Source organism: Pseudomonas sihuiensis (genome assembly GCF_900106015.1).
GTDB classification, from domain to species: domain Bacteria; phylum Pseudomonadota; class Gammaproteobacteria; order Pseudomonadales; family Pseudomonadaceae; genus Aquipseudomonas; species Aquipseudomonas sihuiensis.
In genome coordinates, this window is the sequence record NZ_LT629797.1 from 3822017 (window position 1) to 3839761 (window position 17745).

The window sequence follows — 17745 nt, forward strand, 5'->3', positions numbered from 1 at the left end:
GGCGTGCACGGTCGGGCGCTCTGACGACCGTCACGGCACAGTGAAGTCACAACCCAATAACAAGAGGATGTCGGCATGTCGCCCTCTCCCGCAAGCCTTAATGACCAGCAACGCGCCGCTTATATCCGTGAACAGGTGATGGCCCAGGGCAACGCCCTGCGCCAACGCTACCCGATCCTGCAACATCAGGACGCGCTCGGCGCCGGTATTCTCGCGTTCGCACTGCTCGGCATGCTCGGCTCGGCGGCGTTGTACATCGGTGGCTACCTGGCCTGGTGGGCGTGTCTGCTGCTCAACGCCTTCTTCGCCTCGCTGACTCACGAGCTGGAGCACGACCTGATCCACTCGATGTACTTCCGCAAACGGCCGCTGCCGCACAATCTGATGATGGCGCTGGTCTGGCTGGCGCGGCCGAGCACCATCAACCCCTGGGTACGCCGCCATCTGCATCTCAATCATCACAAGGTGTCCGGTAGCGAAGCCGACATGGAAGAGCGCGCCATCACCAACGGCGAGCCCTGGGGCATCGCGCGCCTGCTGATGGTCGGTGACAACATGATGAGTTCGTTGATTCGCTGGCTGCGGGCGAAGAACCCCGAACACCGCCGGCTGATCCTCACGCGCACGCTGAAGGTCTACGCGCCGCTGGGGCTGCTCAACTGGGCGACCTGGTACCTGTTCCTCGGTTTCCATCTGCTGGATTGGGCCAGTGCTGCGCTTGGTGCTCCGATCGCCTGGTCGGCCGGCACCCTGAACCTGATGGAGGTGGTGAACGTCGCCGTGGTGGTGCTGGTCGGGCCCAACGTGCTGCGTACCTTCTGTCTGCACTTCGTCAGCTCCAACATGCACTACTACGGTGACGTCGAACCAGGCAACGTGATCCAGCAGACCCAGGTGCTCAACCCCTGGTGGCTGTGGCCGCTGCAGGCGTTCTGCTTCAACTTCGGCAGTAGTCATGCGATCCACCATTTCGTGGTCAAGGAGCCGTTCTATGTCCGCCAGCTGACCGTGCCTTTCGCCCACCGAGTGATGCGCGAGATGGGCGTGCGCTTCAACGACTTCGGTACCTTCGCCCGTGCAAATCGCTGGACGCGCCGTCAAAAGACGGGCGAGGAGCGCGCGCAGACTGCCTGAGCATGGCTGAAGGGGCGCAGTCATTCGTCGTCGCGCGACCCGACGGATGAGACTCGCAGCGCAATCATCGCGCCAGTAGTCGGCTAGAATTGCCCTGCGCCCGACCGCTCCTCAGACCCGACAGCGTCCACCGGACCTCGGCGCCCTCGTAGTTGCCATGAGGCGCCCAGGATGCTTCGACCGCTTCGCTCACTGATCTTGCTGCTTTGCCTGGCCTGCGTCGTGCCGGCTTGGGCGGCCAGTGCGTTGCCGTTACTCAAGCTCAGCGCTGCCGATCTGGCCGCGCCAGTGAGCATCGAGCACAGCCTGCTGCTGGAAGACCCCAGCGGCCAGCTGAGCGCCAGCGAGGTACTGCAGCGCATCGCGCAAGAGGGTCGGCAGGTTCAGGGCACCGCTCGCATCGGCTATACACGTAGCGCCTGGTGGCTCGCCGTGCAATTGCAGACACCGCCAGCCGAACGCCTGCAACTGATCATCGGCCAGACCTTCCTCGATGATCTGGAGGTCTGGCTGTTCGATGGCGAGCAGTCGCTCGGCCCGCTGTACAGCGGCGCAAAACGTCCATTCGCCGAACGTGGCGAGCCCTATCCACAGTTTCTGCTCAACCTGCCACGCCTGGACGATGGCCCGCACAGCCTGCTGCTGCGCGTGCAGAGTCATTCGGCGATCAACCTGCCGCTGCAGGTGGTCGGCGCCGAACAAGGCCAACAACTGATCGCCTACAGCTGGCTACAGAGCGGCCTGCTGATCGGCGCCCTGCTCGCCCTGGCACTGTTCTATCTGGTCAAGTTCAGCACCCTGCGCGAAGCGCAACTGGCCTACTTCAGCCTCACCTCGTTGTGCGTGGCGCTGTACAACACCAGCCTGTACAACATTGCCGGCCTGCTCTGGCCGCAGTGGACCCTGCTGCCCAAATTGCTGATCAATCTACCCACCGCCGGGATGATGATCTTCAGCTCGCTGTTCATCGCCAGCGCTCTGGGTCTGCACCTGGGCCGTCTGCGCTGGCTGCGCGATGCCCTGTTCGCGGCCACCCTGCTGGTCAGCATCGGCGGCGTCTTCGTCGACCATCCCCACGCCTACCAGACCCTCAACCTGCTGACGCTGGCCACCGGGCTGTATCAGTTGCTGCTGATGATCCTCGGCGTCTATCAGCGCCGCCCCTACGCCCCCGGATACATGCTGTGCTGGAGCGCCGCACTGGTGCTGATGTTGCTGGTGCCGCTGAGCCGCGCCGGGCTGATTCCGCTGCCCGCCGGTTTCTATGCGCTGTACGCCTACCTGCCGACACTGAGCATGCTGCTGTTCGGCGCCCTGCTCGACAAGCAGCTGGAGCGCGTGCGCCGCGTGCTGCTGAGCAGCCAGGCGCAGGCCATCGACAACCTGGAACAGTACCAGGCGCTGTTTCGCCACAGCGGCGAGGGCATCTTCCGCTGTGACCACGACGGCAGGCTGCTGGAAGCCAACCCGAGCCTGGCGCGCCTGCTCGGCAGCGATACACCGGCCGTGCAGTTGGTCGGATTGCCGCTACAGCGACTGCTCGGTGAAACCCAGTGGCGCGAGCTGCTGCAGCAACTCGACACCGAGGCCGGCACGGTCGCCTGCGAATGCCAGTTGTACGACCTGAAACAGCGTCCACTGTGGGTCTACCTGTCGCTGCATCTGCGCCCTCAGCGAGACCGCATCGAAGGCATAGTGGTCGATCTCAGCGAACGCCGCGCGCTCGAGGAGCGCCTGCAACAGCTGGCCGCGCATGACGCGCTGACCGGCCTGCTCAACCGCCGCGAACTGGAAAGGCTGCTCTCGGAAACCCTGGGCGGCAACGCCAAGCGCCGCTTCAGCCATCTGCTGCACCTGAGCCTGGACCGCTTCAAGCAGGTCAACGACCTCTGTGGCCACTCCGCCGGTGACCAGTTGCTCAGGCAACTGGCAACCCAGCTCGCGCACCAGTTGCCGCGCCATGCCGAGCTGGCCCGCGTCGGCGGTGACGAGTTCGCCGTGCTGCTGCGCGAAGTCGATGACGAGGCCGCCCTCAAGCAGGCCGAGGCCTTGCGCCGGGCGGTCGAGCAGTTCGTTTTCACCTGGCAGGGGCGCCCCTTTCGTCTCCACACCAGCATCGGCCTGCTCGCCCTCGGCTCTGGCGTGCGCGACTGGGAGACCGCACTGACCTGGGCCAGCAGCGCCAGCCAGTTGGCCAAGCACCAGGGCCGCAACCGCGTGTGCCAGTTCAACCCGGAAGATGGCGCGCTGCTCGAACATCAACGCCAGTTGCAGTGGATCACCCGCCTGCGCGAAGCCTGCGAACGCGGTCATTTCGAGCTGTTCTACCAACCGGTACAAGCGCTGCAGAGTGCCACCACCGGCCTGCACTACGAAGTTCTGCTGCGCTACCGCGATCCGCAGAGTGGCGAGTGGATCAGCCCGGCGCAATTTCTCGATGCAGCGGCGCGTTATGACTTTCTCGGCGCCATCGACCGCTGGGTCGTCCAGCATCTGTGCGCCTGGCTGGCCGCCAACCCACGGCACCTGGCGCAGCTGGCTCAGGTCAACGTCAACCTCAGCGCCAACTCTCTGCTCGATTCCGACTTCCACCGTTTGCTGCAGAATGAGCTGCAGCACCACGGCCTACCGCCCGGAAAATTCTGCATCGAAGTGACGGAAATGGTCGCCCTGGGTGAGCTGGGCGTCTCCGCCCAGTGGATCGAGGAACTACGCAGCAAGGGGCTGAAAGTCGCCCTGGACGACTTCGGCAGCGGCTTCGCCTCCTACGCTTATCTGCGTCACCTGCCGCTGGATATCCTCAAGATCGATGGCAGCTTTATCAGCGGCATCGAGAACGACCCGATCAACCAGGCCATGGTCGGCTCGATGCGACAGATTGCCGGGCAATTGAGCCTGCTCACCGTCGCCGAATTCGTCGAGACCCAGGCCAGCCTGGACTGCCTGCGCCGCCTGGGCATCGACTATGCCCAGGGCTACTTCGTTGGCCGCCCGCAGCCCTTGCGGCAACTGGCCGACGACACGCGTCGCCATGACACTCAGGAAGCCTGATAGAGCGCCACCGGTACGCGCTCGAGCAGCGCCGGGTCCAGGCGCAACATGCGCACGCAGCGCGCTTCGACCAGGCTGGCTGGCAGCTCGTTGTTCGGCAGGGCCAGCAACAGACCGGTGAGGTTGAGCACCAGCGCCTCACGCGAGAACACGCCGCTGCCCAGGCCATAGAGCGCTGCGATCAGCTCTCGCAGGCCGAACGGCAATCGCCAGCGGATACGCAGGGCCGAACCGAAGCTCGCCGAGCGGCGCAGCATCGCATCGTCGATCTGCTCATTGCTCAGTTCACCACCCGCTTCCAGCCAGTCCTGCAGGCTGCGCAGCAGGGCCAGTTCGCCCAGATTGTGCAGCAGACCGGCGGTGTAACAGAGCTCAGCGTCCAGCTTCAGTTCGAGCGCCAGCCAGCGCGCCAGCTCAGCGCTGCGTCGCGCCTGCTGCCAGGTATGCGCAGCCAATTCTGCCAGGCGTGGGTCACGCAGCTGGGCATTACGCTGCAGCGCCAGGCCCAGCACCAGATTCAGCGTGCGCGCCACACCCAGGCGCTGCAGCGCCTGGGTCAGGGTATGACACGGCACCCCCTGATGCTGTGCGGCAGTGCTGGCGGCAGCGATCAGCAGCGCGGTGATCTGCGGGTCGCTACCGAACACCGCTTCCAGCTCGCCCAGGTCCTGCTCGCCGGCCTGCAATCCCTGACTCACGGCATTGCGTACATCGCTGAGCAGCGGCGCGCCCTGCCCCTCTTCGCGCACCGTATCGAGATAGTCACGCAGCTCGCTGAGCAACAGTGGCTGACGCACCGTCACCGAGGCCGCAGGCGCGGGCAACAACGTGCGCAGACGCTGACGCAGACTCTCGGCATTGAAGGGCTTGGCCAGATAGGCACTGGGCGCCAGCGGCCGCGCGGCGCGCACGCTGCTGGCATCCAGGCGACCACTGATGAGCACGAACGGCAGCGCCGGTGTACGCGGGTGACGGCGCAACTGGCGCAGCAGCTCCAGGCCGTCGAGCCCCGGAAGCTCGCCATCGGCGATCACCAGATCGGGCAAGCGCCGCTTGCAACGTGCCAGAGCCGCCTGGCCATCGTTGACCTGCAGTACACGGGCATCGCCACACACATCGAGCACCAGCTGCTGCAACAGGTTGGACGTCCAGGGATCCGCCTCGGCAATCAGAACTTCCACACAATGAGCTGAAGCGGTCATGCGAGCCTCTGGGCGAATGACGAACGGAGGATGCCCGAACCCCATGTCCCCACATCCACCAAAAAGCTGATGGATGAGTCAGTTCCATGGCAACGGCGCAGTCTAAACCGAGGTGTTGTGTGACGTAAGTCGCAGGTGAGCGAGTTGCGCAAAAAAAATGCGCGACCAATAGCCGCGCCAACCGACCCGCGCAGGCGCGAGTCCGAGTGCTGCCAGGAAACACGGGCAAAAAAAAGCCCGCCGATTAGGGCGGGCTTCTTTGCCAGGTAGCCGATCAATTACTTGATCTTGGCTTCCTTGTACATCACGTGCTTGCGTACGACCGGATCGAATTTCTTGATTTCGATCTTGTCGGGGGTGGTGCGCTTGTTCTTGTCGGTGGTGTAGAAGTGGCCGGTACCGGCGCTGGACACCAAACGGATCAGTTCACGCATGACTCTCTCCTTAAACCTTTTCGCCGCGAGCGCGCAGCTCAGCCAGCACTACGTCGATGCCACGCTTGTCGATGACGCGCATGCCTTTGGCAGATACGCGCAGACGCACGAAGCGCTTCTCGGACTCGACCCAGAAGCGATGGTGCTGCAGGTTCGGCAGGAAACGACGACGGGTTTTGTTGTTTGCGTGGGAAATGTTGTTCCCGGTTACCGGACCCTTACCGGTAACTTGACAGACTCTCGACATGCCTCAGCCCTCTAAAACCACATGCCCAACCCGGCATGGGTTGGCCGCTTAAACTCAATGTCATTGGCGCTCGGCGCCGCGTTTCTCGAGGGTCTTACCGGGCGCACTGGATAGCGCAAGAACCGGGCCCCTAGAAAAGAGCGCTGCTTTATACCAGAAAGCTCTGGGAGCAACAAGGAAAAACGCAGGATAAAACCCAACCCCGAGCCAGCAGACCCGCCGGGGGCCGGCCCGTTGGGGCCTGATCAAGATTTGACCGCTCGTCGCCTCGATCGGGTATTCAGCGCATGGCAAATCGACTAGGGTTGCAAGCTTGCCGTTCACGCCAGGAATGAGGACTTCACCATGCGCCTGTTGCTCGCTGCTCTACTGTGCTCCCCGATCCTGGCCCAGGCCGCCACCCTCAGCGTATGCACCGAAGCCAGCCCGGAGGGTTTCGATGTGGTGCAGTACAACTCGCTGACCACCACCAATGCCTCGGCCGACATGCTGATGAACCGCCTGGTGGAGTTCGACGCCGAGCAGGGCAAACTGCTGCCGAGCCTGGCGCGCAGCTGGTCGATCTCCGCCGATGGCCTGGTCTACGACTTCACCCTGCGCGACGACGTGCAATTTCACCACAGCGCCGACTTCACGCCCAGCCGCACTCTCGATGCCCAGGACGTGCTCTTCAGTTTCCAGCGCATGCTCGACGAGCAGCACCCCTGGCACAAGGTCGCCGCCAGTGGTTATCCACACGCCCAGTCGATGCAGTGGCCAAGCCTGATCGCCAAGGTCGAGGCGCCGGATGCGCACCGCGTACGCATCACCCTGAACCGACGCGATGCGACCTTCCTCGCCACCCTGAGCATGGGCTTCGCTTCGATCTATTCCGCTGAATACACCGACCAGCTGATGGCCGCCGGCACCCCGCAGAAGCTCAACAGCGCGCCCATCGGCAGCGGCCCGTTCGTCTTCGAGCGTTTCCAGAAGGATGCCGCCGTGCGCTACCGCGCCAACCCGGAGTATTTCGCTGGCAAGCCGGGCGTGGACCGGGTAATCTTCGCCATCACCCCGGACAGCAACGTGCGCCTGCAGAAACTGCGCCGCGGCGAATGCCAGATCGCCCTGTCGCCGAAACCGCAGGACGTGCAGGCCATCGCCGGCGACGCCAAGCTGAAAAGTGCACAGACCGCCGCGTTCATGACCGCCTTCGTCGGCATCAACAGCCAGCATCCGCCGCTGGACAAGCCGCAGGTGCGACAGGCGATCAACCTGGCGTTCGACAAGGCCAGCTACGTCAAGGCCGTGTTCGAGGGCAGCGCCGAGCCGGCCAATGGCCCGTACCCGCCGAACACCTGGAGTTACGCCAGTGAACTGCCTGGCTATGCACATGCGCCAGACAAAGCCCGCGCCCTGCTGGCCGAGGCTGGTCTGGCAGAGGGATTCAAGACCACCATCTGGACCCGCCCCAGTGGCAGCCTGCTCAATCCCAACCCCAGCCTCGGCGCGCAGCTGCTGCAGGCGGATCTGGCCAAGGTGGGCATCGACGCCGAAATTCGCGTGATCGAATGGGGCGAGCTGATCCGCCGCGCCAAAGCCGGCGAGCACGACCTGCTGTTCATGGGCTGGGCTGGCGACAACGGCGACCCGGATAACTTCCTCACCCCGCAATTCGCCTGCGCCTCGGTGCAGTCAGGGCTGAACTTCGCCCGCTACTGCGACGAAACGCTGGACAAGCTGATCGCAGACAGCAAGGCCAGCAGCGACCAGGATCAGCGCAGCAGCCTTTATCACCAGGCGCAGCAGATCATTCAAGAACAGGCGCTGTGGCTACCGCTGGCCCACCCCACCGCCTTCGCGCTGCTCAGCGCCAAGATCGAGGGTTACCAGGTCAGCCCCTTTGGCCGGCAGAATTTCGCCTCGGTGCAGATCGCACCATAAGGCGCCATCGTGGTGGGCTGAAGCCCACCCTACACGTCACATAAAGACAGGTAGGGCGGGTGCAACCCGCCGCATCGATAACGGCGGGTTGCACCCGCCCTACGCATGTCCCAGCTACATCCAACCCAGCTCGGCCATCGATAGCGGCTCGCCATCGCCGACGATGAAATGGTCGAGCACGCGCACCTCGACCAGCGCCAGAGCATCCTTGAGGCGCTGGGTCAGCACGCGGTCGGCCTGGCTGGGTTCCGACACGCCCGATGGGTGATTGTGCGTAAGGATGACGGCTGCGGCATTGTTGGCCAGCGAGCGCTTGACCACCTGCCTGGGATAAACGCTGGCGCTGTCGATGCTGCCGCGAAACAGCACTTCGAAGGCCAGCACCCGGTGCTTGGCATCGAGGAACAGGCAGCCGAATACCTCATGTGGCTCGTGACGCAGTTGCGCCTTGAGGTAGTCGCGCACCGCCTGCGGGCTTTCCAGCGCCGAGTCGCGGCGCAGGCGCTCGGCCAGATGGCGCCGCGACATTTCCAGCACGGCCTGCAACTGCGCGTACTTGGCCGGGCCCAGGCCGAGGTGCTGGCTGAAGCCAGTCAGATCGGCTTCCAGCAAGGCTCTCAGGCTGCCGAATTCGCTTAGCAGATAGCGCGCCAGGTCCACCGCACTCTTGCCGGTCACCCCGGTGCGCAGAAAGATCGCCAGCAGCTCGGCATCGGTCAGCGACGCCGCACCCTGCTCCAGCAGTTTCTCCCGCGGACGCTCTGCCGCGGGCCAGTCGCGAATGCTCATGTACACCTCCTTATTGAGCCAGGCGCCCGCTGTTCCACTGCGGGCGCTGTGCTATCGTAGCCCATCTTTTTACACGGGGCCGGCCTGGGGAGGCGTTGGTCACGTGGCGCACATCCACCGGTATATAAAAGGCAAGCCTATGCAGCGGCTGTATCGCAAACGCATCATCGTCGGCGTGGGGGGCGGTATTGCTGCCTACAAGAGCGCCGAACTGGTTCGCCGACTGAAGGATCAGGGCGCCGAAGTCCGCGTGGTCATGACCCAGGGCGGCCGCGAGTTCATCACCCCGCTGACCCTGCAGGCCCTCTCCGGCCACCCGGTTCATCTCGATCTGCTCGACCCGGCCGCCGAAGCCGCGATGGGCCATATCGAACTGGCGCGCTGGGCCGACCTGATCCTCATCGCCCCGGCCACCGCCGACCTGATCGCACGCCTGGCCCAAGGCGTGGCCAACGACCTGCTGACCACCCTGGTGCTGGCCACCGATGCACCGATCGCCCTAGCCCCGGCGATGAATCAGGCCATGTGGCGCGACGATGCCACCCAGGCCAACCTCGAGCTGTTGCAACAGCGCGGCATGCGCCTGTTCGGCCCGGCCTCCGGCAGCCAGGCCTGCGGCGACGTCGGCCTCGGCCGCATGCTCGAACCCAATGACCTGGCCAACCTGGCCGCCGACTGCTTCCAGCGTCAGGCACTCGAAGGCCTGCACGTTCTGATCACCGCCGGCCCGACCCAGGAAAACATCGACCCGGTGCGCTATATCACCAACCACAGCTCCGGAAAAATGGGCTTCGCCCTGGCCGAAGCCGCTGCCGAGGCCGGAGCCAAGGTCACCCTGGTCAGCGGACCGGTGCACTTGCCGACGCCGGATCGGGTCAGTCGCATCGACGTGGTCAGCGCCCGCGACATGCTCGCGGCCTGCGAAGCGGCGATGCCCTGCGACGTACTGATCGCCGCTGCCGCAGTGGCCGATTACCGTCCGGAAGTGGTCGCCCAGCACAAATTGAAGAAAGACCCCTCCAGTGGCGAGGGAATGCTCCTGCAAATGGTGCGCAACCCGGATATCCTCGCCACCATCGCCGGCCGCGACGACCGCCCGTTCAGCGTGGGCTTCGCCGCCGAGACCGAGAACCTGCTCGAATACGCCTCGCGCAAGCTGCGCGACAAGAATCTCGATCTGATCGTTGCCAACGATGTGGCCAACCCCAGCATCGGCTTCAATAGCGAAGAGAACGCCATCACCGTGATCGACCGTGGGCTGCAGCAAATCAGCTTCGCCCAGACCAGCAAGGGCAAGATCGCCCGCCAGTTGATCACCCTTATCGCCGAACGACTGAACAAGAACTGACCATGCACGCTCTGCAAGCCAAGATCCTCGATCCACGCCTCGGCCAGGAATTCCCGCTGCCGCAATATGCCACGCCCGGTTCTGCCGGCCTCGACCTGCGCGCCATGCTCAAGGAGGAGATCGTCCTCGAACCGGGGCAGACCGTACTGATCCCCACCGGTCTGTCGATCTACATCGGCGACCCCGGCCTGGCCGCGATGATCCTGCCGCGCTCGGGGCTCGGCCACAAACACGGCATCGTACTCGGCAACCTGGTCGGCCTGATCGACTCCGACTACCAGGGCGAGCTGATGGTGTCGTGCTGGAACCGTGGCCAGACGCCTTTCACCATTGCCATCGGCGAGCGTATCGCGCAGCTGGTGCTGGTGCCGGTGGTTCAGGCGCATTTCGAGTTGGTCGAGCAGTTCGACGAGACCCAACGTGGCGCTGGCGGCTTCGGCCACTCCGGTAGTCACTGACCCATATCCCACAGGACGACCCGCCGAGGAGCGCCTACGTGAAACTCTTGAAGCGTACTGCCAAGGAAGTCGATAGCGCCGCCAGCCTGATACCGGAGCCGCCCAAGAGCAAGGCCGCCAGCCCCTCGCTGGGCACGCTGCTGCCAGGCCTGCTGGCCGCGCTGATCGGCGCCGGCGCAGGCGGGGCGTTGCTGTGGTTCGCCGATAACAGCGGCAGCCAGGCACGCCAAGCCGAACTGACCCAGGCCCTCGGCAGCAATCAGGCCGCCGCCGTGCAACAGGCGCTCAAGCAACTGCAGGCCGACAGCCTGGCGGCCGCGCGTAACCCGCAGCTGCTGCAGGCTCTGCAAAGCGGCGACAGCCTGCAGATCAGCGAGGCCGAACGCAGCCTGAGCTACTGGGACGGCGTGATCGACGTCCACCTCAACCGCCGCGGTGAAGCCGTGCAGAACACCAGCCGCGCCGCACCGATGAACTTCGCCGGCCTGGATATGCTGCGCCGCACCGAAAGCGGCCAGCAGCCGGCCGTTGAAGCCTACCGTGTCGGCCAACGCTGGCTGGCCTACAGCGCCGTGGCGCTGCGCGTCGGCGAGAACCAGCCGGCCCAGGGCACGCTGCTGCTGGCCTTCGACCTGCAACGCCTGCTCGCCGCACTGCCAGTGCTGCCTGCCGAATATGGCCAGGTGCAGCTGATCCAGCAGTTCGCCAACACCCCGGAGCAGGTGCTGTTGCAACGAGGCCAACCCGGCTCAGGCGCTGCGCAGACCTTCGCCACTGGCAACCCGTACTGGAAGATAAGCTTTACCCCCGGCCCGGCCCTGGCACAGGGCAGCGTCCCTGCGTCCATGCTCGGCCTGGCGCTCCTGCTGGCATTGGGCGGCGCCCTGATCGGCCTGATTCTGGTGCACGGCGCCCTGCAGCGGCGCGTCAATGGCGACGCACAGCAGCTCGGACAAATGCTGAAAGAACTCTCTGCCGGCAAGAACGTCAAAGCCTTCAGCCTCAGCGTACCGGCACTCGATACGCTGGCCCAGAGTCTGGCGCGCCTGCCGCGCCGCAGTAGCCCTGAAGGCAGCAGTACCCCCATTAAAGGAACAGCCGCGGCCCCCGCCACTCAGCCGGTCAGCAAACCTGCCGAGCTGGTCGACCCGCTGTTTCAGGACACCGATATCCTCGATATCGACATTCTTGATGAAGACCAGGATCTCCTGGGACTGGAGCAGAGCCCCGCAATGAGCACTAGCCAAAGCGCCCCAAAACTTCCCGCCGATATCTTTCGCGCCTACGACATCCGCGGCGTGGTGGGTGACACCCTGACCGCCGAGTATGCCTACTGGATAGGCCGGGCCATTGGCTCGCAGAGCCTGGCCCAGGGCGAGCCCAAGGTCATTGTCGGCCGTGATGGCCGTCTGTCCGGCCCCGAACTGCTGCAACAACTGGTACAGGGCCTGCTCGACTGCGGCTGCGAAGTCACCGACATCGGCATGGTGCCGACCCCGGTGGTGTACTTTGCTGCCAACGTGCTGGAAGGTCGTTCGGCCGTGATGCTGACCGGCAGCCACAACCCGCCGGACTACAACGGCTTCAAGATCATCATCGCTGGCGACACCCTGGCCAACGAGCAGATCCAGGCACTGAAAGCGCGCCTGGACAATAACGATCTGGCCACAGGCGTCGGCAGCGTGCAGCAGGTCGACGTACTGCCGCGCTACTTCAAGACCATCCGTGACGACATCGCCCTGGCCAAGCCGCTCAAGGTGGTGGTCGACTGCGGCAACGGCGCGGCTGGCGTGATCGCCCCGCAACTGATCGAAGCCCTCGGCTGCAGCATGATCCCGTTGTTCTGCGAAGTGGACGGCACCTTCCCCAATCACCACCCGGACCCGGGCAAGCCGGAGAACCTGGTCGATCTGATCGCCCGTGTGAAATCCGAGAACGCCGATCTCGGCCTGGCCTTCGATGGCGACGGCGACCGCGTCGGCGTGGTGACCAACACCGGCACCATCGTCTACCCGGACCGTCTGCTGATGCTGTTCGCCAAGGACGTGGTCTCGCGCAACCCCGGCGCCGACATCATCTTCGACGTCAAATGCACGCGTCGCCTGACCCCGCTGATCAGCGGCTACGGTGGCCGTCCGGTGATGTGGAAGACCGGCCATTCGCTGATCAAGAAGAAGATGAAGGAAACCGGCGCCCTGCTGGCAGGCGAGATGAGCGGTCACATCTTCTTCAAGGAACGCTGGTACGGTTTCGACGACGGTATCTATAGCGCCGCGCGCCTGCTGGAAATCCTCAGCCTCGAGAAACGCAACGCCGAACAGGTGTTCAGCGCCTTCCCCAGCGATATTTCCACACCGGAGATCAACATCAAGGTCACCGAGCAGACCAAGTTCGGCATGATCGAACGTCTGCAGCGTGAAGGTCAGTGGGGTGAAGCGAACATCACCAGCATCGACGGCGTACGCGTCGACTATCCCAAGGGCTGGGGCCTGATTCGCGCGTCCAACACCACGCCGGTGCTGGTACTGCGCTTCGAAGCCGACACTCAGGAAGAGCTGGAGCGCATCCAGGATATCTTCCGCGCCCAACTGCTCAAGGTCGCCCCCGACCTGCAACTACCATTCTGATCGATTGTTCCAGGAGCCCCCTGCATGACCCTCGAGCGTGACGCCGCCGCCCAGGTTGCCAAGGTACTGTCCGAAGCCCTGCCCTATATCCGCCGCTTCGTCGGCAAAACGCTGGTGATCAAGTACGGCGGCAACGCCATGGAGAGCGAGGAGCTCAAGCAGGGCTTCGCCCGCGACATCGTGCTGATGAAGGCGGTCGGCATCAACCCGGTGGTGGTACACGGCGGCGGCCCGCAGATCGGTGATCTGCTCAAGCGGCTGTCCATCGAAAGCCACTTCATCGATGGCATGCGCGTCACCGACACCGCCACCATGGACGTGGTGGAAATGGTGCTCGGCGGCCAGGTCAACAAGAGCATCGTCAACCTGATCAACCAGCATGGCGGCAGCGCCATCGGCCTGACCGGCAAGGATGCCGGCCTGATCCGCGCGAAGAAGCTCAAGGTCACCCGTCAGACGCCGGAAATGACCCAGCCCGAGATCATCGACATCGGTCATGTCGGCGAAGTCACCGGAGTCAACACCGAGCTGCTGAACATGCTGGTCAAGGGCAACTTCATCCCGGTCATCGCGCCAATCGGCGTCGGCCAGGACGGCGAGTCCTACAACATCAACGCCGACCTGGTGGCCGGCAAGGTGGCCGAAGCGCTGAAAGCCGAGAAGCTGATGCTGCTGACCAACATCGCCGGCCTGATGAACAAGCAGGGTGAAGTGCTCACCGGCCTGACTACCGAGCAGGTCGACGGCCTGATCGCTGACGGCACCATCTATGGCGGCATGCTGCCGAAGATCAAGTGCGCCCTGGAAGCCGTGCAAGGCGGCGTCACCGCTGCGCACATCGTCGACGGCCGTGTGCCCAACGCAGTGCTGCTGGAAATCTTCACCGACACCGGCGTCGGCACCCTGATTACCAACCGCAAACGCCCCTGAACAGCGGCCGCAACGCGGCCTTCTGATGACCCTCTCCCGCTTGCGGGGCGAAGAGGCGCGCCTTTGGAAGCACTGCCTCCTGCACCGATGAGCGCCTGATCGCTAGCGATCAGGCCGGAGGGCGGGGGCAGGGTATTGCAAGCGCACCGTCAAACCGGTGCGCACGGCGCACCCTCCCCGCCATCGAGCGAGCTTATCGCAAGCCATCCGCACCGCGACTCGAACTTGCCGCACTCCTGCGCAACACGCACGCTCATCAGGCAACCTTCATAAAGGAGCGCCCATGAGCAGTCAGCCCGAAGCCAGCCAGTTCACCTTCTTCCATCCATTGCGCGTGCGCTGGGCCGAGGTCGACCCGCAAAGCATCGTCTTCAACGGCCATTACCTGACCTACGCCGACGTCGCCATCACCGAGTACTTTCGCGCTCTCGGCGTCGCCTACCCCGGTGACCTGGCCCAGGACGGCGGCGATTTCTTCGCCATCCGCACCTTGCTCGAATACCGCACCCCGGCACGCTTCGACGATGAGCTACAGATCGGCATCCGCAGTGCACGTCTGGGTCGCTCCAGCCTGACTTTCGCCCTTGGCATCTGGCGTGACGGCGAGCTACTGACCAGCGGCGAAATCGTCTACGTGCACGCCGACAGCGCGACACGCAGCAGTGCGCCGCTGCCGCAGTGGCTAAGAGAAAAGATCGAGAATTTCGAGAAGACTCAGCCGCAGAGCTGAATTACCGAGCCTTAAGGCTTTTTCTGCGGCTCGCCAAACAGCTCGGCCAGACGTGCGCGATCAGCGGCGAAACCCGCTTCGGCCTGGGTGCGCGTCTCCTTGTAGCGGGCGATGTCGCGCTGCAGACGCTGCTGTTCTTCCTTGAGGTTATTGATCTGCACCAGCAAATGCTCAGGCACCGGGCGCCCGGCACGTTCGTGATCGGCGGCCTGGCTCTGCAGGTTGGCCTGCTGAGTGCGCACCGACTGCAGATTGCCGCGAGCCACGCTGGTGACGCTGTCGAGCTCGGCCAGCTTGCGTTCGCGGGCGCGGTCGACGTCATCGAGATTGGTATACAGGCGCAGCAGCTGAGCATCGCTGCTGGCGCGCGCCTTGTCCGCCTGCATGCGGGCAAACTCCTCCGGCGTCGGCGCCGGCGGAATCACCCGCACGACGCGACCCTGGTCATTGAGCACTTCATAACCCTTGCCGATGAACTCCGGTGGCACACCCTGGCGGCTGAGCACCGTCACGCCCTTGTCATCGACATAGCGATACAGCTCGGCGGCCACTCCGGACAACGGCAGCAGCAGACTACATAGCAGCGTACAGCGGGTCAGCAGCGGTGCAGGCATAGGACGACCTTGTGCTAGGGCTAGATTCCGTACTCGGCGCGATAGGCTTCGACAGCCGGCAGATATTGCTTCAGTTCAGCATCCCCCGCCAGATATTCCAGTACCTGCTGCAGTGACACGATGCTCACTACCGGCATGCCGAAGTCGCGCTCGACTTCCTGAATCGCGGAAAGCTCGCCCTGGCCTCGCTCCTGACGGTTCAGCGCGATCAGGGTGCCGGCGGCCTGGGCACCCTGGCCCTGGATGATCTGCATCACTTCGCGAATGGCAGTGCCGGCGGTGATCACGTCATCGACGATCAGCACACGGCCCTTGAGCGGCGCACCGACCAGGGTGCCGCCCTCGCCATGGTCCTTGGCTTCCTTGCGGTTGAAGCACCAGGGCAGATCGCGACCGTGGTGCTCGGCCAGCGCCACGGCAGTGGTCGCCGCCAGTGGAATACCCTTGTAGGCCGGCCCAAACAGCACGTCGAAGTCGATGCCGCTGTCGACGATCGCAGCCGCGTAAAAACGCCCCAGCTGAGCCAGCGCCAGACCGCTGTCGAACAGGCCGGCATTGAAGAAATAAGGGCTGGTACGCCCGGACTTGAGGGTGAACTGGCCGAAACGCAGAACCCCGCGTTCGATGGCGAAGCGAATGAAATCGCGCTGATACGCTTGCATGAAAAAAGTCCCGGACGGCACGGATTTAGCTAATTGAGGTGAGCTCGGGTATCATACACGCACGTGTTTTTGGGGGCCATTTATGCGGATCATCAGTGTGAACGTGAATGGTATTCAGGCTGCGGCCGAGCGAGGTTTGCTCAGCTGGCTGCAAGCCCAGAATGCCGACGTGATCTGCCTGCAAGACACCCGTGCCTCCGCCTTTGAAATGGACGACCAAGCCTTCCAGCTGGATGGTTATTTCCTCTATGCATGCGACGGTGAAGTGCCCAGCCAAGGTGGCGTGGCGCTCTACTCGCGATTGCAACCCAAGGCGGTGATCAGCGGCCTCGGCTTCGAGATGGCCGATCGCTACGGGCGCTACCTGCAGGCAGATTTCGACAAGGTAAGTATCGCCACTCTGCTGCTGCCGAGCGGGCGTGACGGCGACGAGAGCTTGAATCAGAAATTCAAGTTCATGGACGACTTCACCCATTATCTGGACAAGCAACGCCGCAAGCGCCGCGAGTACATCTACTGCGGCTCGCTGCATGTCGCGCACCAGAAGCTGGATGTGAAGAACTGGCGTGACTGCCAGCAATCACCGGGCTTCCTGGCACCCGAGCGTGCCTGGATGGATGAAGTGATCGGCAACATGGGCTATGTCGACGCCCTGCGCGAAGTCAGCCGCGAAGGCGACCAGTTCAGCTGGTGGCCGGATAACGAGCAGGCGGAGATGCTCAACCTGGGTTATCGCTTCGACTACCAGCTGCTCACACCGGGCATGCGCCGTAGTGTGCGCAGCGCACGCCTGCCACGCCAGCCGCGCTTCTCCCAGCATGCGCCGCTAATCGTCGATTACGACTGGATTCTCAGCGTCTGAATGCAAAAAAGCCGGCGAATGCCGGCTTTTTTGTGCCCCGCGAATCACTCCTCAGCCTGCTCCAGCCCAGCTTGCGCCTGGGCCAACAGATTGTGCACATAGGCATCGTCGGCGTAACGCTGACTCAGATCGAGCAGATGCGTCCGGGCCTGCTGGAACTCCTGCAGAGCGAGCAGATTGCGCGCCAGCACGATCTCGGTGATGCGCCCCGGCTCGATCTCGTAAGCGGCCTGGTTATAGACCAGCGCCTTGTGATAATCGACATACTGCGCACCGTTGTCACCCAGATACACCAGCCCCAGCACGTTGTTGGCCGCCAGCTTGCGCGGCGCCATGGCGATCGCCTGCTCCAGGCGCACCACCGCTTCCGGCACCTTGCCCAGCATCAGCTCGGCGTCCGCCATGTTTACCAGGTAGTCGTAAGACCCTTTGGGATAGAAGGCAGCGGCCTTCGCGGCATATTCGCCCGAACGCGGGTAGTCGCCCAGCTCGTAGTAACCAAGCGAGATGTAACGCAACGCGTAGGCCTTCTGGGCATCGCTCGCCGCAGGGCTCGCAACCAGCTTCTCGAATCTGGTGATCGCCTGCTCGGATTGCCCGTCGTCATGCAAACGCTCGGCTTCGAGCCTCAACGCATGCAGCTGCGCCTGCTCCGAGAGGCTGCCTACGGCATCGCCGCATCCAGCGATCACCAAGCACAGCGCAGCCAGCAGAACCCTTGCTTTCATTCTCTC

Annotated in this window: 16 protein-coding genes; 9 read left to right on the forward strand and 7 right to left on the reverse strand. The window is 63.9% G+C overall.

Annotated features, from left to right (window positions below; translation table 11 throughout):
• The first annotated feature begins 75 nt into the window (after positions 1-75).
• Positions 76-1134 carry a fatty acid desaturase gene (locus tag BLT86_RS17990; RefSeq protein WP_092378665.1) on the forward strand — a complete coding sequence of 353 codons (1059 nt, stop codon included), beginning with the start codon at positions 76-78 and terminating at the stop codon, positions 1132-1134.
• 171 nt (positions 1135-1305) lie between these two features.
• Positions 1306-4185: an EAL domain-containing protein gene (locus BLT86_RS17995; RefSeq protein ID WP_092378668.1), complete on the forward strand. Its 2880-nt coding sequence runs from the start codon at positions 1306-1308 to the stop codon at positions 4183-4185.
• Here the strand turns inward: BLT86_RS17995 and BLT86_RS18000 are convergent.
• From BLT86_RS18000 to rpmB, 3 genes are all read right to left on the reverse strand, one after another.
• The gene (locus BLT86_RS18000; RefSeq protein WP_092378671.1) at positions 4173-5387 is read right to left on the reverse strand and encodes an HDOD domain-containing protein; all 1215 of its coding nucleotides are present in this window, start codon (positions 5385-5387) and stop codon (positions 4173-4175) included. The two genes, BLT86_RS17995 and BLT86_RS18000, sit on opposite strands and share 13 nt — an antisense overlap.
• Positions 5388-5665: 278 nt before the next feature.
• The gene (gene rpmG, locus BLT86_RS18005; protein WP_003464575.1) at positions 5666-5821 is read right to left on the reverse strand and encodes a 50S ribosomal protein L33; all 156 of its coding nucleotides are present in this window, start codon (positions 5819-5821) and stop codon (positions 5666-5668) included.
• 10 nt (positions 5822-5831) lie between these two features.
• Positions 5832-6068, reverse strand: a complete 237-nt coding sequence (gene rpmB, locus BLT86_RS18010; protein ID WP_003242523.1) for a 50S ribosomal protein L28 — start codon at positions 6066-6068, stop codon at positions 5832-5834.
• Positions 6069-6413: 345 nt separating this feature from the next.
• Here rpmB and BLT86_RS18015 point away from each other — a divergent pair, with 345 nt between their 5' ends.
• On the forward strand, positions 6414-7991 hold the full coding sequence (locus tag BLT86_RS18015) for an ABC transporter substrate-binding protein (protein WP_092378674.1): 1578 nt from the start codon (positions 6414-6416) through the stop codon (positions 7989-7991).
• Between the two features lie 114 nt (positions 7992-8105).
• On the opposite strand, the gene radC is transcribed toward BLT86_RS18015, so the two are convergent.
• The gene (gene radC, locus BLT86_RS18020) at positions 8106-8780 is read right to left on the reverse strand and encodes a RadC family protein (RefSeq protein ID WP_024310040.1); all 675 of its coding nucleotides are present in this window, start codon (positions 8778-8780) and stop codon (positions 8106-8108) included.
• Between the two features lie 139 nt (positions 8781-8919).
• Between radC and coaBC the strand changes: the two genes are divergently transcribed.
• From coaBC to BLT86_RS18045, 5 genes are all read left to right on the forward strand, one after another.
• Positions 8920-10128, forward strand: coding sequence for a bifunctional phosphopantothenoylcysteine decarboxylase/phosphopantothenate--cysteine ligase CoaBC (gene coaBC, locus BLT86_RS18025; protein ID WP_092378677.1), 1209 nt, complete (start codon positions 8920-8922; stop codon positions 10126-10128).
• A gap of 2 nt (positions 10129-10130) precedes the next feature.
• Positions 10131-10586 carry a dUTP diphosphatase gene (dut, locus tag BLT86_RS18030; protein ID WP_074682220.1) on the forward strand — a complete coding sequence of 152 codons (456 nt, stop codon included), beginning with the start codon at positions 10131-10133 and terminating at the stop codon, positions 10584-10586.
• Positions 10587-11818: 1232 nt separating this feature from the next.
• Positions 11819-13213 carry a phosphomannomutase/phosphoglucomutase gene (algC, locus tag BLT86_RS26000; RefSeq protein ID WP_197676118.1) on the forward strand — a complete coding sequence of 465 codons (1395 nt, stop codon included), beginning with the start codon at positions 11819-11821 and terminating at the stop codon, positions 13211-13213.
• Positions 13214-13237: 24 nt separating this feature from the next.
• The gene (gene argB / locus BLT86_RS18040) at positions 13238-14143 is read left to right on the forward strand and encodes an acetylglutamate kinase (RefSeq protein WP_024310044.1); all 906 of its coding nucleotides are present in this window, start codon (positions 13238-13240) and stop codon (positions 14141-14143) included.
• Between the two features lie 283 nt (positions 14144-14426).
• Complete coding sequence (locus BLT86_RS18045) at positions 14427-14873, forward strand: acyl-CoA thioesterase (protein ID WP_092378683.1); 447 nt, start codon at positions 14427-14429, stop codon at positions 14871-14873.
• Positions 14874-14884: 11 nt separating this feature from the next.
• On the opposite strand, the gene BLT86_RS18050 is transcribed toward BLT86_RS18045, so the two are convergent.
• Positions 14885-15487: a DUF4124 domain-containing protein gene (locus BLT86_RS18050; protein ID WP_092378686.1), complete on the reverse strand. Its 603-nt coding sequence runs from the start codon at positions 15485-15487 to the stop codon at positions 14885-14887.
• 20 nt (positions 15488-15507) lie between these two features.
• Complete coding sequence (gene pyrE / locus BLT86_RS18055) at positions 15508-16149, reverse strand: orotate phosphoribosyltransferase (RefSeq protein WP_003242540.1); 642 nt, start codon at positions 16147-16149, stop codon at positions 15508-15510.
• Positions 16150-16231: 82 nt separating this feature from the next.
• Between pyrE and BLT86_RS18060 the strand changes: the two genes are divergently transcribed.
• Positions 16232-17011 carry an exodeoxyribonuclease III gene (locus BLT86_RS18060; RefSeq protein WP_092378689.1) on the forward strand — a complete coding sequence of 260 codons (780 nt, stop codon included), beginning with the start codon at positions 16232-16234 and terminating at the stop codon, positions 17009-17011.
• A 44-nt stretch (positions 17012-17055) separates the two neighbouring features.
• Here BLT86_RS18060 and BLT86_RS18065 read toward each other — a convergent pair whose 3' ends face one another.
• Positions 17056-17739, reverse strand: coding sequence for a tetratricopeptide repeat protein (locus BLT86_RS18065; RefSeq protein WP_092378691.1), 684 nt, complete (start codon positions 17737-17739; stop codon positions 17056-17058).
• Positions 17740-17745: the final 6 nt, after the last annotated feature.